General features: G+C 62.0%; 13 protein-coding genes. 7 read left to right on the top strand and 6 right to left on the bottom strand.

All coding sequences use genetic code 11. The annotated features are described in order from the left end of the window. The first annotated feature begins 192 nt into the window (after positions 1 to 192). The gene (locus tag NE547_RS15650) at positions 193 to 1,515 is read left to right on the top strand and encodes an HD-GYP domain-containing protein (RefSeq protein WP_256176384.1); all 1,323 of its coding nucleotides are present in this window, start codon (positions 193 to 195) and stop codon (positions 1,513 to 1,515) included. After that, complete coding sequence (locus NE547_RS15645; protein ID WP_186907237.1) at positions 1,509 to 2,039, top strand: DUF5317 family protein; 531 nt, start codon at positions 1,509 to 1,511, stop codon at positions 2,037 to 2,039. Before NE547_RS15650 ends, NE547_RS15645 begins: the two co-directional genes overlap by 7 nt. Before the next feature lie 118 nt (positions 2,040 to 2,157). Here the strand turns inward: NE547_RS15645 and NE547_RS15640 are convergent, their stop codons facing one another. Both NE547_RS15640 and udp read right to left on the bottom strand, forming a co-directional pair. After that, positions 2,158 to 2,289, bottom strand: a complete 132-nt coding sequence (locus NE547_RS15640) for a hypothetical protein (RefSeq protein WP_256176383.1) — start codon at positions 2,287 to 2,289, stop codon at positions 2,158 to 2,160. A gap of 244 nt (positions 2,290 to 2,533) precedes the next feature. Beyond that, entirely contained in the window at positions 2,534 to 3,307 is a 774-nt protein-coding gene (gene udp / locus NE547_RS15635) for a uridine phosphorylase (RefSeq protein ID WP_186907236.1), read from the bottom strand. A gap of 162 nt (positions 3,308 to 3,469) precedes the next feature. On the opposite strand from udp, the gene NE547_RS15630 reads away from it, so the two are divergent. The 4 genes from NE547_RS15630 to NE547_RS15615 all read left to right on the top strand — a co-directional run bounded on the left by NE547_RS15630 (position 3,470) and on the right by NE547_RS15615 (position 9,590). Next, positions 3,470 to 4,177 (top strand): hypothetical protein, encoded by a 708-nt coding sequence (locus tag NE547_RS15630; RefSeq protein WP_186907235.1) that lies wholly within the window; start codon positions 3,470 to 3,472, stop codon positions 4,175 to 4,177. 287 nt (positions 4,178 to 4,464) lie between these two features. Then, a complete protein-coding gene (gene trkA / locus NE547_RS15625; protein WP_186907234.1) occupies positions 4,465 to 5,853 on the top strand; it encodes a Trk system potassium transporter TrkA in 1,389 nt (462 codons plus the stop codon). Continuing rightward, positions 5,850 to 7,307 carry a TrkH family potassium uptake protein gene (locus tag NE547_RS15620; protein ID WP_186907233.1) on the top strand — a complete coding sequence of 486 codons (1,458 nt, stop codon included), beginning with the start codon at positions 5,850 to 5,852 and terminating at the stop codon, positions 7,305 to 7,307. Before trkA ends, NE547_RS15620 begins: the two co-directional genes overlap by 4 nt. A 168-nt stretch (positions 7,308 to 7,475) precedes the next feature. Further along, positions 7,476 to 9,590, top strand: a complete 2,115-nt coding sequence (locus NE547_RS15615) for a sodium-translocating pyrophosphatase (protein ID WP_186907333.1) — start codon at positions 7,476 to 7,478, stop codon at positions 9,588 to 9,590. 163 nt (positions 9,591 to 9,753) lie between these two features. On the opposite strand, the gene NE547_RS15610 is transcribed toward NE547_RS15615, so the two are convergent. The 3 genes from NE547_RS15610 to alr form a co-directional block, all read right to left on the bottom strand. Beyond that, positions 9,754 to 10,311, bottom strand: a complete 558-nt coding sequence (locus NE547_RS15610; protein WP_186907232.1) for a hypothetical protein — start codon at positions 10,309 to 10,311, stop codon at positions 9,754 to 9,756. 59 nt (positions 10,312 to 10,370) lie between these two features. Further along, positions 10,371 to 10,736 (bottom strand): type II toxin-antitoxin system PemK/MazF family toxin, encoded by a 366-nt coding sequence (locus NE547_RS15605; protein ID WP_186907231.1) that lies wholly within the window; start codon positions 10,734 to 10,736, stop codon positions 10,371 to 10,373. A 199-nt stretch (positions 10,737 to 10,935) separates the two neighbouring features. Beyond that, positions 10,936 to 12,063 (bottom strand): alanine racemase, encoded by a 1,128-nt coding sequence (gene alr, locus NE547_RS15600; protein ID WP_256176382.1) that lies wholly within the window; start codon positions 12,061 to 12,063, stop codon positions 10,936 to 10,938. Positions 12,064 to 12,289: 226 nt separating this feature from the next. Here alr and NE547_RS15595 point away from each other — a divergent pair, with 226 nt between their 5' ends. Continuing rightward, positions 12,290 to 12,670 carry a hypothetical protein gene (locus NE547_RS15595; RefSeq protein ID WP_256176381.1) on the top strand — a complete coding sequence of 127 codons (381 nt, stop codon included), beginning with the start codon at positions 12,290 to 12,292 and terminating at the stop codon, positions 12,668 to 12,670. 54 nt (positions 12,671 to 12,724) lie between these two features. Here NE547_RS15595 and NE547_RS15590 read toward each other — a convergent pair whose 3' ends face one another. After that, positions 12,725 to 13,675 (bottom strand): L-lactate dehydrogenase, encoded by a 951-nt coding sequence (locus NE547_RS15590; protein WP_256176380.1) that lies wholly within the window; start codon positions 13,673 to 13,675, stop codon positions 12,725 to 12,727. Positions 13,676 to 13,941 lie beyond the last annotated feature (266 nt).

The following is a 13,941-nucleotide window of genomic DNA, read 5'->3' as shown; positions in this document are numbered from 1 at the left end:
AGTACTGTCAAGGAGGCTATATTCGATGAATAAGGCGAAGTTTGTTGCTGCGCTTACGTCCCTCGTTTCCCTGCTCCTGGCCGGCGGCGCGTTTTTCAATATCCGCTAAGGCCAACCGAACACGGACAGCCCACTTTGCCGGCTGTCCGTGTTCTGCTCCACCAGTTCGATCCGCTATGGAGGAAACGTCAGATGCGTCCTGCTACCAAGTGCTATATGGCTCTTATCAGCGTCCTCGGGCTCTGTACGGGCGTATTCTGCGCCTACCGCTTCCTGCTGGTCCTGTCCGGCCCCTGGAACCTCAGCTATACGGGCGTCTTTCTGGTGCTGCTCCTGTTTGCCTGGGGCAGCTGCTGCCTGCCCCTTTATCTCCGTGAGGACTGCACCGTGGATCTCTCTTTTATCAGCATCCTGGCCACGATCCTCATCTTAGGGCCGGAGGCCGCGGTGCTGATCAAACTGGTCACCTCTCCCTTTGTGGTCATCCCCTCCCCCGACGGCAAGAGCCGGGAGCATATCTTCAATACCGCGCCTTCCAAGACGCTGTTCAATCTGGGCAACCACAGCATCTCCTATGCGGTGGGCGGCCTGGCCTATTACGCGGTGGGCGGCCGGCCGGGCGACATCGCGCTGCCCTATGTGCTTCTTCCCGCCGTCTTGTTCATCGTGGTGGCCATGATCGCCAATGTGGTGGTCATCCTGCTCTACTTTATGCTGAGCCAGCACGTCAAGCTCTACCCCACCGTCTTCCAGATGTTTTCCAGCCTGGCGCCCAGTATCGTGCTGTCCGCGCCCATCGGCTATTTTCTGGCCTTTCTGCTGAAATTGGATGCCGGCCCCTGGCTGGCGATCCTGTTTATGCTGCCTCTGCTGCTGGCGCGTTATTCCTTCAAGCTGTATCTGGACAGCCAGAAGCATCAGATCCACGTGATCCAGACCCTGGCCGCCGCTTTGGAAGCAAAGGACCCCTATACCGAGGGTCATTCCACCCGCGTGCGCCGGTATGCCGTTCAGCTGGCCGAACAGATGGGCCTATCCTCCAAGCGGGTGCAAACGCTCTCCACCGCCGCCGTTTTCCACGATATCGGAAAGATCGGCATCCCCGATTCCATCCTGCAGAAGCCCGGCGCCTTAACGCCGGAGGAGCGCGCGGTCATCCAGACCCATCCGGCCAAGGGAGTACGCATCTTGGAAAATCTGGACGGTTACGAGGCAATCATCCCCCTGGTCCTGCATCACCATGAATTCTACGACGGGCGGGGCTATCCCGACGGCACCTGTGGAGAGGAACTGCCCATCGAAACCTATATCCTGGGGGCGGCGGACGCCTATGACGCCATCACCAGCGACCGGCCCTACCGCAGAGGCCGCACCCCGCTCCAGGCGGCCGCCATCCTGCGGGAAGAGGCCGGCAAACAGTTCCATCCCCAGGTGGCGGTGACGCTGGCCGAGCTGGCGGAGGGCGGGCTTCTGGAGCGCTCGGCCCGGCTTGATGAGGAACAGGTCCCGTGTTGATCTTAGCCGTATTGTGCGCCCTGGCTGCAGGCTGGTGCACCGGCGGCCGGCTCTCCCGTTTCGAGGGCGCCGGTCTGCGCCTGCTGCCGCTGCCTGTGGCCGCACTGCTGCTGCAGCGTTTTTTCCTGCGGCCCTGGACGCTGCTGCTCTCTTACGGGCTGCTGCTGGTCTTTTTGGTGTGCAACCGGCATCTGAAAAAGACTGCCCTGTTCCTGGGCGCGGGCAGCTTGTGCAATCTGACGGTCATTGCGGCCAACGGATGGCGGATGCCGGTGGCCGCCTGGGCGGCGGCGCTGATGAGCGATGAGGGGAGCGCCGCGCTGCTCTCCGGCGCAATCCCGATGTATGCCGCCGCCGACGCCCATACCCGGTTGCTGTTTTTGGGCGATATTCTTTACTGCCCCATCCCACCTTTTCAGGGATTTGCCAGCATCGGAGACATTTTGCTGGCTCTGGGCGTTTTTTTCTGTCTGATGGCTGTGATGGCCCCATCCAGGCTCCCCCGCTGGCTGAAATGCGGTTGACCGACACGGCGTACAGCGCTGTACCGACCTGGAAATCGAACGGATCAGCGCCTGGAAGACGCGCAGATAACCTCTCTGCTCCGCAAGCGGGACCGGAGGCCAGCGGGCCGCTGGCCCGTCATGCTTCCGGCAGGAAGGCAGCAGTTGCGTGTCTTCCCATTTTTTGCAGAAATCGGGCGTGGGAAAGCACCGCCTTCCCACGCCCGATTTCTGTGTGAGGTGTTCCGCTGATGCCGACTTCTTCCGCCATAGGATCACCTCCGGTTGACATCCGCCGGATCTGCGATATACTGGAAATAAAAAAAGGGGGCGTGCTTATGTTTTGGGTGAGGTTCCGCAGCGGGGCATATGGGTTTCGCGGTTTTCTATGGCTCTGCCTCGGGATGTCCGGTCTGTCCACGGTTTCAATCGGCCCGTTCCTGGCCTATTCCGGCTATCCCGGCCTGAGCGTCCTGCTCCTCCTTTGTGTCCCTTGCCTTCCTGGCTGTTTGGGATCATCGGGCCGCTTCCCGGTCGGTCCGGATCAGATGCTTGAGCCCCTCTACCCCCACCTGGATTGCGGCGGACAGGTCGTGGCTCTCCGTTTGATCCAGTCCGGCCGCCTCCCGTTCCTGGTTCCAGATCACGTGGAAGCAGGAGCCGCAGCGCGCCCCAAGGGCGGCGGCACAGCAGAACAGCGCGGCCGACTCCATCTCCGAGGCCAGCACGCCCAGCCGCTTCCACGCTTGCCACTTGGCCTGGAGTTCATAGGACACGGGCATGCGCTCCGGGTCGTGCTGCCCGTAAAAAGAGTCCTTGCACTGGACCACCCCTGCATGCCATGGCTTGCCCAGCGCCCGGGCCGCGGCCACCAGGGCGGACTGCACCGTGTAATCGGCCACGGCGGGAAATTCCATTGGCGCATACTCCCGGGAGGTCCCCTCATGCCGGACCGCGCCGGTGGCGATCACCACATCGTCGCTTTTCACCTTCAGAGCGATCCCACCGCAGGTGCCTACCCGCACAAAGGTATCCGCCCCCAGCGCGTGCAGCTCCTCCATGGCGATGACCGCAGAGGGTCCGCCGATCCCGGTGGAACAGACGCTCACCCTTTCCCCCAGAAGCGTCCCCGTATACGTGGTGAATTCCCGGTTGGAGGCTACCTTGACCGGGTGGTCGAAATAGGCGGCGATCTTCTCACAGCGGCCCGGATCGCCCGGCAGGATGCAGTAGCGTCCTATGTCTCCCCTGCCGCATTGAATATGGAATTGCAGCGCATGCTCATGCATGGCGCACACCCCCCCTTTTTGGCTCTTATTATACCTCCGACCCGCTGTGTTTGCAAGGTGTACAAAGCGCGCCCGCATTTTGTAACCTTTTGTTGTTGCTTTTTTTGCCTGCAGCACATAAAATAAATTGTCTGAATGACGCGGTCGAAGGGAGTGTTCCGCTTGAAGAAGACCGTGATCTGCACCGTAGTCGCCCTGCTGGCCGGTTTTGCGCTGGGCATCTTCTGCGGCAGCGGCGTTCTGTCCGGCACTGGCGGTCTCGTGCGCGCCACGGCTTCCGCTGCCGATTCTCCGCTTCCTGCCACAATGAATCTCGCGCTGGCCACCGGCCTGCCCGCCCCTACGTCCCTGCCGCTGGACGAGACGGACAACACCCGTCTGGTCGAACGGGCGGGCGTTGTGCTGGAAGCCTTGAAGCAAAAGGATTACACCGCCCTGGCCACTCTGATCAGCCCGGGAAAAGGCGTCACCTTTACCCCTTACTCCACGGTGGACCCTGACCGCGACCACACGATGACCGCCAGCCAGATCGCCGGCCTTGCCTCCGACGACAACGTCTATGTCTGGGGCGTGGAGGACGGCCGGGGCGATCCCATCAAGCTGACGGCGGCGGACTATTTCGAGCGCTATGTGTTCAATACCGATTATACGCAGGCCCCTGTGATCGGCATCGACAATGTGCAGGCCTGCGGCAACGCGCTGGAAAATGTGGCCGAGGGCTATCCGGATGGACGCTTTGTGGAGTATTACTTTCCCGGCCTGAATCCCAAAATGGAGGGATTCGACTGGTGCTCCTTGAAGCTGGTGTTCGAGGCGGCGGAAAACGACTGGTATCTGGTGGGCCTGATCCACAGTGAATGGACCATCTGAAGCGTTTGCAGGCGGCGGAAACGCGCCTTCTTCCCTCCGCTTTACAACGTACCGCCATGGTCCGGCGCCCCTTTGCCAAGTCAGGCGGCTGTCCCGCTTCCACAGACGAAAGCCCCGCTGCGGCCGCAGCGGGGCTTTCGTCTGTGGAAGCGGCGGCTTTCTCCCTCTCTTTCGAACCCTGCAGGGCGTTTCGTACAAAATAGGACTTGCTTCTTGCATCCTGGCATTGGATGGGGTATGATAAGCTGGAATGTGTGTGGGGTTTTCCCTGAAAGGATGAATTTAGTTTGAAGATCATCATCGTGGGAGACGGTAAGGTAGGCTTCACTTTGGCGGAGCACCTCTCCCAGGAGGAGCATGACGTCACCGTCATCGATACCAACGACGACGCCCTCCGGCGTGCCTCGGAGTCTCTGGATGTGATGTGCGTCAAGGGGAACGGCGCTTCCATCTCCGCCCTGCGGGAATCCGGCGCGGATACGGCGGACGTGGTCATTGCCGCCACCAGTATGGACGAGGTGAACATGGTCTGCTGCCTGACCGCCAAACGGCTGGGCGCCAAGTACGTCATCGCCCGGGTGCGCAACGTGGAATACGCCGCCGAGCTGGCCACCCTCAAGCAGGAACTGGGCATCGACATGGTCATCAACCCGGAAAATGCTACGGCTGTCGAGATCTCCCGCCTGCTTCGCTTTCCCTCCGCCGCCAATATCGAAACCTTCTATCGCGGCCGTGTGGAGCTGATCGGTTTTCGGGTCCAGGAGGGGGATTTCATCGTGGGTCACCCCCTGTCCGCGCAGAGCCATAAGCTCCAGGAGCTGCCCATGCTCATGTGCGCGGTGGAGCGGTGCGGAGAGGTCACCATCCCGGACGGTTCCTTTGTCCCCCAGGCGGAGGACCGGCTTTATCTCATCGGCCAGCCCAGCGGTCTGACCGACTTTTTCAAGCTGCTGGGCCGCTACACGCCCCGGCTCAAGGATGTGTTCCTTGTGGGCGGCGGGCGGATCGCCCACTATCTCACCGCCATCTTGGAACACCTGGGCATGCGGGTAAAGATCGTGGAGCGGAGCATGGACCGCTGCCGTCATCTGTCCGAGGTGCTTCCCCGCACCATGGTCATCTGCGGCGACGGTACCGATCAGGAACTGCTGGAGCAGGAGAACATCTCTGCCGCCGACGCCTTTGTGGCGCTGACCGACCGGGACGAGGACAACCTGATCATCTCCCTCTACGCCATGCAGCAGGGTCTGAAAAAGGTAGTCGCAAAGTCCAACCGCCAGAACTATGCCGGCATCGCCCGGGCGGTTGGGCTGGACAGCGTGATTTCCCCCAAATTCATTACTGCAAACCAGATCCTCCAGGTGGTGCGCGGCATGCAGAACTCCAAGGGCAGCGTCATGAACGCCCTGTACCGCATCGCCGGGGGCCACGCGGAGGCTATGGAGTTTCTGGCCAACGATACCACCCGCAATCTGGGCATCCCGCTCAAGGATCTGCGGCTGAAAAAGGGAATCCTGATCGCCGTTCTGGTCCACCAGAACCGCATCATCATTCCCGACGGTTCCTCTATCCTCAGTCAGGGCGATACGGTCATCATTGTCTCCCGCAATCACGGGATTTTGGACATCAATGACATTTATGACGACTCGCTGCTGGATATGGGGGCCGTGCAATGAACTTCCGACTGGTCTTTAAACTGACCGGCAAGACCCTGCTGGTGGAGGCCGCCGCCATGCTGCTGCCGCTGCTGGTATGCCTGCTTTATCGCGAAAATCCGCTTCCCTTTCTGATCACCATCCCGCTCATCGCGGCCGTAGGGCTGATCCTGGCCCATCTGCGCAGCGACGACCACTTCTTTCCCCGGGAGGGCTTCTTCGCCGTTGCCCTGATCTGGCTTTTGGTGGGGGCCCTGGGCGCGCTGCCGTTTTTTTTCTGGGGACGGCTCTATCCGGAGCTTGGCCTGTTCCGCTCCTACATCGACTGTTTCTTTGAGTCGGTCTCCGGCTTCACTACCACCGGCGCCTCGATTCTCTCCGCCGTGGAGCCCCTGCCAAAGGGCATCCTGTTCTGGCGTTCCTTCATGCACTGGCTGGGCGGTATGGGCGTGCTCATCCTGGCCATCGCCCTGCTCCCCAGTCTGGGCGCCCGCACGCTGCACCTGATGAAGGCGGAGAGTCCCGGCCCCGTGGTGAGCAAGCTGGTGCCCAAGACCAGCCAATCCTCCAAGATCCTCTACGGTATCTATTGCGTCATGACCCTCATCCAGGTCCTCTGTCTGCGTCTGGCGGGCATGCCGCTCTACGACAGCCTCGTGAATTCCTTCGCTACGGCCGGTACCGGCGGCTTTTCCGTGCGGAACCTGTCCATCGCGGCCTATCAGAGCCCCACAGTCGAAGTGATCATCACCCTGTTTATGCTACTGTTCTCGGTCAACTTCGCCCTCTACTTTCTCGTGCTCTGCGGCAAGGTGCGTCAGGTTCTGAAAAGCGACGAGCTGCGGTTTTTCCTGATCGTGGTCTTTGCCAGTATCGTGTTGATTTCCGTCAACATCCGGCATATGTATCCCACGCCCGGCGAAGCGGTCCGTCACGCCGCCTTCCAGGTGGGCACCATCATCTCCACCACCGGCTTTGCCAGCACCGATTTCAATCTGTGGCCGGAATTCTCCCGGGTGCTGCTGGTGCTGCTTATGTTCATCGGGGCCTGCGCCGGTTCCACCGGCGGCGGCATCAAATGCTCCCGGGTGCTGCTGCTGTTGAAGTCGATCCTCCGTGAGATCCGGCAGATCGTCCATCCCCGTTCGGTGAACGTTGTCCGGCTGGACGGGCGGGTCATGGACGAGGACGCCCTGCGCTCGGTCTATGTTTTCTTTGCCGCCTATATGTTCATCACGCTGGGCGCCACGCTGGTCGTCGCCGTGGACAATTTCACCTTTGGGACCACCTTCACCGCCGTGGTCGCCTGCATCGGAAATATCGGCCCCGGGTTGGAATTGGTAGGACCGATGGGGAATTACGCCGCCTTTTCTCCCCTGTCCAAGATCGTCCTCTCCCTGTGTATGATCGTCGGCCGCCTGGAGGTTCTTCCTATCCTGGTTCTCTTTAGCGGAAATGCATGGAAACGTTCTTGACCCATTTTGCAAGTTTGTAGAAAGCGCCAAATCCTTGGATTTGGCGCTTTCCATTTTCAAGATGCACTTGCCAAATGGGGGCAGTTTGCGCTAATATTAACTTGTCTGTGAAACCGGGAAGCCCTGAGTTATCAGGCTTCCCAAATAACAAAGGAGTTGGGAACGTTGCTGGAAAATCTCTTTTGGCTCGGCTTAGTGGGGGGTATAATCGCCTTAATCTTCGCCGTAGTGCAAGCCAAGAAGGTGCTAAAGTTCTCCGAAGGCACTGAGCTGATGCAGAAATTAGCTGCATCTATTCGTAAAGGTGCCAACGCTTATCTTAAGCGCCAGTATACCACCGTTGCAAAGATCTTTATCGTCGTCTTCGTGATCCTGCTGATTCTGGCCTGGGTCGGGCTGCTCGACAACTGGTTCATCCCCTTTGCTTTCGTTACCGGCGGCATTTATTCCGCCCTGGCGGGCTTCATCGGCATGAAGATCGCCACCAGCGCCAACGCCCGCACCGCCAACGCCGCCCACGAGAGCCTCAACCGCGGCCTCAACGTGGCGTTCTCTTCCGGCGCGGTCATGGGCTTTACTGTGGTGGGCCTGGGCCTGCTGGACGTGTCCATCTGGTTCCACATCCTCAAGTACATCGCCGGTTTCCCCGCTGAGAAGATCGCCCAGACCATGGTCATGTTCGGCATGGGCGCATCCTTTATGGCCCTGTTCGGCCGCGTGGGCGGCGGCATCTTCACCAAGGCCGCCGACGTGGGAGCCGACCTGGTGGGCAAGGTCGAGGCCGGCATTCCCGAGGACGACCCCCGCAACCCCGCCACCATCGCCGACAACGTGGGCGACAACGTGGGCGACGTGGCCGGCATGGGCGCCGACCTGTACGAGTCCTATGTGGGTTCTATCCTGGCCACCTTCGCGCTGGGCGCCACGGCCTATTCTGCTTCCGGTATGACCTGGAACGCCATGCTGCTGCCTCTGGTCATCGCCGTGGTGGGCGTGGTCTGCTCCGTGCTGGGTACCTTCCTGATCCGCACCAAGGAGGATGCCACCCAGAAGTCCCTGCTGGCTACCCTGCGCAAGGGAACCTATACCGCCGCGGTGCTGGCCGCGATCATAGCCGCCCCGGTGACTTACTTTATCATGGGTTCCTGGGGTCCCTACATCGCCATCCTGGCCGGTCTGGTAGCCGGCTGCGCCATCGGCTATTTCACGGAATACTATACTTCCGACACCTATAAGCCCACCCAGGGCCTGGCCGACTCCACTGAGACCGGCGCCGCCACCACGATCATCGGCGGCATCTCTCTGGGCATGCTCTCCACCGCCGCCCCCATCGTGATCATCGGCGTGGCCATCGTCGTCTCCTTCCTGGCCGCGGGCGGCTCCCTGTCCACCGGCGCCGCAAATTACACCGAGCTCTTTTCCAAGGGTCTGTACGGCATCGGCATCGCCGCCGTCGGCATGCTCTCCACGCTGGGCATTACCCTGGCCACCGACGCTTACGGTCCTGTGGCCGACAACGCCGGCGGTATCGCTGAGATGAGCGGCCTGGGCGAAGAAGTCCGCAACCGCACCGACGCGCTGGACTCCCTGGGCAACACCACTGCCGCCACCGGCAAGGGCTTCGCCATCGGTTCTGCCGCTCTGACCGCCCTGGCGCTCCTGGTTTCTTATGTGGACGTGGTCAAGACCAAGGTCGCCTATGAGCTGGATCTGTCCATCACGAACCCCGCCGTGCTGGTGGGCCTGTTTGTGGGCGCTATGCTCACCTTCATCTTCGCCGCCCTGACCATGAGCGGCGTGCAGCGCGCCGCCCAGTCCATCGTGGTGGAGGTCCGCCGCCAGTTCCGTGAGATCACCGGCATCATGGAGGGCAAGGCCGATCCCGACTACGCCTCCTGCGTAGACCTTTGTACCAAGGGTGCGCTCCATGAGATGGTCGTCCCCTCCCTGCTGGCCATTGTAGTGCCCGTGGTCACCGGCCTGATCCTCGGGCCTGAGGCCGTTGTGGGCCTGCTGGGCGGCGTTACCGTTACCGGTTTCGTGGTGGCCGTGTTCATGTCCAACGCCGGCGGCGCCTGGGACAACGCCAAAAAGTATATCGAGGCCGGCCATCATGGCGGCAAGGGTTCCGACTGCCACAAGGCCGCCGTCATCGGCGACACGGTCGGCGATCCCTTCAAGGATACTTCCGGCCCCTCTCTGAACATCCTCATCAAGCTCTGCTCCACCGTCTCCATCGTCTTCTCCGGCCTGGTGGTCACAGTCAGCGCATATCTGTTCTGATCTCGAAAACAGGAGCGCCGCACGTTGTGCGGCGCTCCTGTTTTCTTCTGATTGAAGGGTCCCACCGGCGCCCTTCCGCGGTCAAAGGGCAACCCGGATGCTTTTTGGGGAACGGAAAAAGCGTCCCAGGACACCCCGCCGTCCCACCGGGGCATACCGCCTCTTATCCGCTTATGGTGTAGCTCCCGCGCACCATAAGCGTCACGGCAGTCGACGCCTTCACGCCCCTGCCCTCCACCGTGGCCAGGTACAGGTGGTTCGCCGCCAGCGCCCCGCCGTTTGCCAGCGTGGCAGCGCCGGTCATATCCACCAATCCCGGTGCGGAACTGGACACGCAGACCGCCGTGCCCGAACGGAGCAGGAACTCACAGGCCGCACCGCCGGTGATGGTCTGTCCGGCGCTGAGGGTAACCACCTGATACGCTGCACCGGCAGCGGCCGGAGCGGTGGAACTGCCGCCGGTGCGCAACTTGTCCTCCACCTCTTTTACGTAGCCGTCCACTACGGCGGCCAGCCGGCTCTGCAGCTCGGCCTCCCGCTGGGCGATCTTGGCGTCCACCTGGGCCAGGATGGAGGGGGTGGCCTGTTGGTTCAGATAGCTCAGGCTCACCAGCGGGTCCGCCTGGGTCCCCTGCTGTCCGGCGGCCAGCGCTACGCCCGCCAGGGTCAGGCATACCAGCGCGCCGGACGCCAGTCGGACGGGCCATTTGGATTGGTTCATATGTACGACCTCCGTTTGGGAGGCGGGGCCGCCCCACAGGCGTCCCCGCCTTTTTTCCTTCAAATCATGGTATCCGTATGCAGGCCGAAGCTGACCGCGATGGCGTTGTCCACCCGCTGCATCTGCGTTTCGTCCAGCCGTCCCATGTGCTCCCGCAGCCGCTTTTTGTCCAGGGTGCGGATCTGTTCCAGCAGCACCACAGAATCCTTGGGCAATCCGTAGGTCTTTGCTGAGAGCTCGATATGGGTGGGCAGACGGGCCTTGCCGGTCTGGGACGTAATAGCGGCGGCAATCACGGTGGGGCTATGCCGGTTTCCGGTATCGTTCTGCACGATCAGCACCGGCCGTACCCCTCCCTGCTCGCTGCCCACTACAGGGCTCAGGTCGGCATAAAAAATGTCTCCGCGTTTTACGCTGTTGTCCACGTATGCTCACACTCCGCCGGAAGAAAGTCACCAGCGTCACCAGGCGCGGGGCCTATGTAACGCGGTCACTATGATTCTCCCACAGGGCGGCGGGATTTATACACAGTGCGGGAAAAAAACGCCCCTTCCCGCACCCCGCCGCCATTCCGGACGGTTCCTCCCCGGCCCATTCTATGCGGCGCAGCCTGCGGACGTGCGTTCAGCCCAGGTAAAGCCGGGGTACGCGGGGAGAGACGGCACAGAGCAGCTCATACTGGATGGTGTCCGCCGCCGCCGCGTGCTCTTCCACGGGCAGCGCAGCGCCGAACACCTCGGCCACGTCCCCGGGCTGCACATTTCGGCCGGTCACATCCACCATGCACATATCCATGCAGACCCGGCCGACGATGGGACAGCGCGCGCCGTGCAGCAGCACAGCGGACCGGTTGGACAGCAGCCGCGGGAAGCCGTCGGCATAACCGATGGGGACCACCGCGAGGGTACGCTCCGATTCCAGGGTGGCGGTACAGCCATAGCTGACGCAGGTACCCGCAGGCAGGGTGCGCACCGCGGTCACCCGGCTCTTCAAGGTCATCACCGGGCGCAGACCGGGTCCGTCCAGCCCCACGCAGGAGGGATCGGGATAGTGGCCGTACAGGGCCACGCCGGGACGCACCATGTCCAGGTGGGTGCAGGGATAGCGCAGCACGGCAGCGCTGTTGGCACAGTGGCGGAGCGCGAAGCGCACGCCACGCCGCTCCAGCACGCCCAGCAGGTCCAGAAAACGGGTAAATTGGCGCATGGTATAGGCCTCGTCCCCGTCGGCATCGGCAAAGTGGGTAAAGATCCCCTCCGCCTCCAGCCCCGGCAGCACCGCCGCCCGGGCCATCTCCTCCGCTGCGCGGGACAAATGCGTCTCGTCGCAGAGGAAGCCCAGCCGGGACATGCCGGTGTCCGCCTTCAGGTGAACCTTCAGGCGCTTTCCCGCCGCCTGGGCCGCCCGGGAGAGGGCCTGCGCCGTCTCCAGGTCCCCCACGGCCTGTGTGACCTCCAATTCCAGCAGCCGGGGCGCATCGGCAGCCGGGGTTGCGCCCAGGATCAGGATCGGGGTTTGGATCCCGGCACCGCGCAGCTCCCCCGCCTCCTCCAGGCACGCTACCGCCAGGTACTCCGCGCCCAGCGCCTCCAGCCGCTTTGCCACCGGAACGGCTCCGTGGCCATAGGCGTTGGCCTTCACCACGCCCAAAAAGCGGCAATCCCGCGGCAGCAGTCCCCGAAGCGCACGGTAGTTATGTTCCAAATCGGACAGATCGACCTCTGCCCAAGTACGCATTTGCATATCGTCCATTCTTTGACGCCTCTCTTGCCAGTATGGATTTTATTATACTACGCGTCCGCCCGCTCCACAAGCCCAAAGAAACAGAAAGCGGCGGCGCCTCACGCCGCTGTTTCCGGCTCCAGACCGTCTTTTATCATTTTTTAATCCGCCGTTCATAGAAATTGAAAGACAATGGGCGCTGCATTGCGTATAATAAAGTCAGAATCCAAAAATAAAGAGGTAAAGGAGCATTCCTATGTTGGACGATCTGAGCAAGACCCTGATGAACGTGGTGTATGCCGGTGTGGGGGCCGTTTCCCTGGTGGCCGAACAGGCCGGCAAGGCGGGCAAGGTCCTGGTGGAGCGCGGCGAGGCGGCCGTGGAACAGATGGGCAAGTACAGCGAGGAGCTGCAGCGCAAATGTCAGGAGGACGCCCAGCGCCGCCGGGACGAGCGCATGGACGGACGGCTGTCCGCCATGAGCGCCCAGGAGCGTGAAGAGCTGCGCCGCCGCCTGGACCAGCTGGACGAGCTGGACCGCCAGGCCGCCGAATGCGCAGAGGCGGATGCCCGCAGCGCCGAGATCACGGAGATCCATGGCGGTCCTCAGGAGCGTTCGGACAACGACGGAGAATAAACCCGTCTGAACGGCGGTAGGCCCCGGACCTGACGGTCCGGGGCCTACCGCCGTTCAGTGCGGAAGTTCCAGCGCGTCTACCACCGCGCGCAGCGTGGCAGCGGAAAGATTCAGCGCCGTCTGCTCCTCGCCGGAAAGCGGGATCTCCAGGGTGGTCTCCACCCCGGTGCGGCCCACGATGGCCGGGACGCTCATGCACAGCTCACGGATGCCATACTGACCCCGAAGCAGATTGGACACTGGCAGCACTGAATGCTCGTCCCGGACGATGGCCAGGGCGATGCGGCCCACCGCCATGGCCACGCCGTAATAGGTGGCTCCCTTCCTCCGGATGATCTCATAGGCGCTTTCCCGTACCTCCCGGCGCAGCCATGCGTCGGCGGCTGCGTGATCGTAGTGGCCGCGCAGCTCGCAAAAATGCTCCAACGGTACGCCGGAGATATTGGCGCCGCTCCACACCGCCAGCTCGCTGTCCCCATGCTCGCCGATGATGACGGCATGGACGCTGCGGCTGTCCACCTGAAGGTGTTCTCCCAGCAGATATTTCAGCCGCGCCGTATCCAGGACGGTACCGGAACCCAGCACCCGCTCCGCCGGGTAGCCCGACAGCCGCCAGGCCGCATAGGTCAGCACGTCCACCGGATTGGATACCACCAGAAGGATGGCCTCCCGGTTCCGGCGGGCAATCCGTGGGATGATCTCGCGGTAGACCTCCACGTTTTTGTGGACCAACTCCAGGCGTGTTTCCCCCGGTTTCTGGCCCGCGCCGGCGGTAATGATGATCAGCGCGCAGTCGGCAAGATCGCCGTAGCTCCCTGCCCGGATCTGCATGGGATGGGCAAAGGGCAGTCCGTGCGAGAGGTCCATCGCCTCCCCCTCCGCCCGGTCCCGGTTGACGTCCAGGAGGATCAGTTCGGAAAAAATACCGCTTTGCAGCAGCGTAAAGGCGATGCTGGAGCCCACAAAGCCGCAGCCTACAATGGCCGCCTTTTGAATGTTGTTCATGGCAGTCCCTCCTACCCGAGCAGTATGCCCTGCGGAGGCCACTTTCATCGGCCGCATACAAACACCCCCCAGGCAGGAGCCGCTCGCCTCCTGCCTGGGGGGTGTTTCCGCAGTTGGTAGTACCGCAGGCAACCCCCGGCTAAGCCGGGGGTAAAAAAGTAGCTTATAGCGAGGAGAAAAGTAGAAAAGAAAAAGGCTCCCTGTTAAAGTAAAAGTGGTTTGCCGACCACACAACTACGATAACAGGGAGGTCTTCATCGTGAAAG

Source organism: Flavonifractor sp. DFI.6.63 (genome assembly GCF_024462255.1).
Classification (GTDB): Bacteria; Bacillota; Clostridia; order Oscillospirales; family Oscillospiraceae; genus Lawsonibacter_A; species Lawsonibacter_A hominis.
This window is presented reverse-complemented; position numbering and strand designations above follow the sequence as displayed.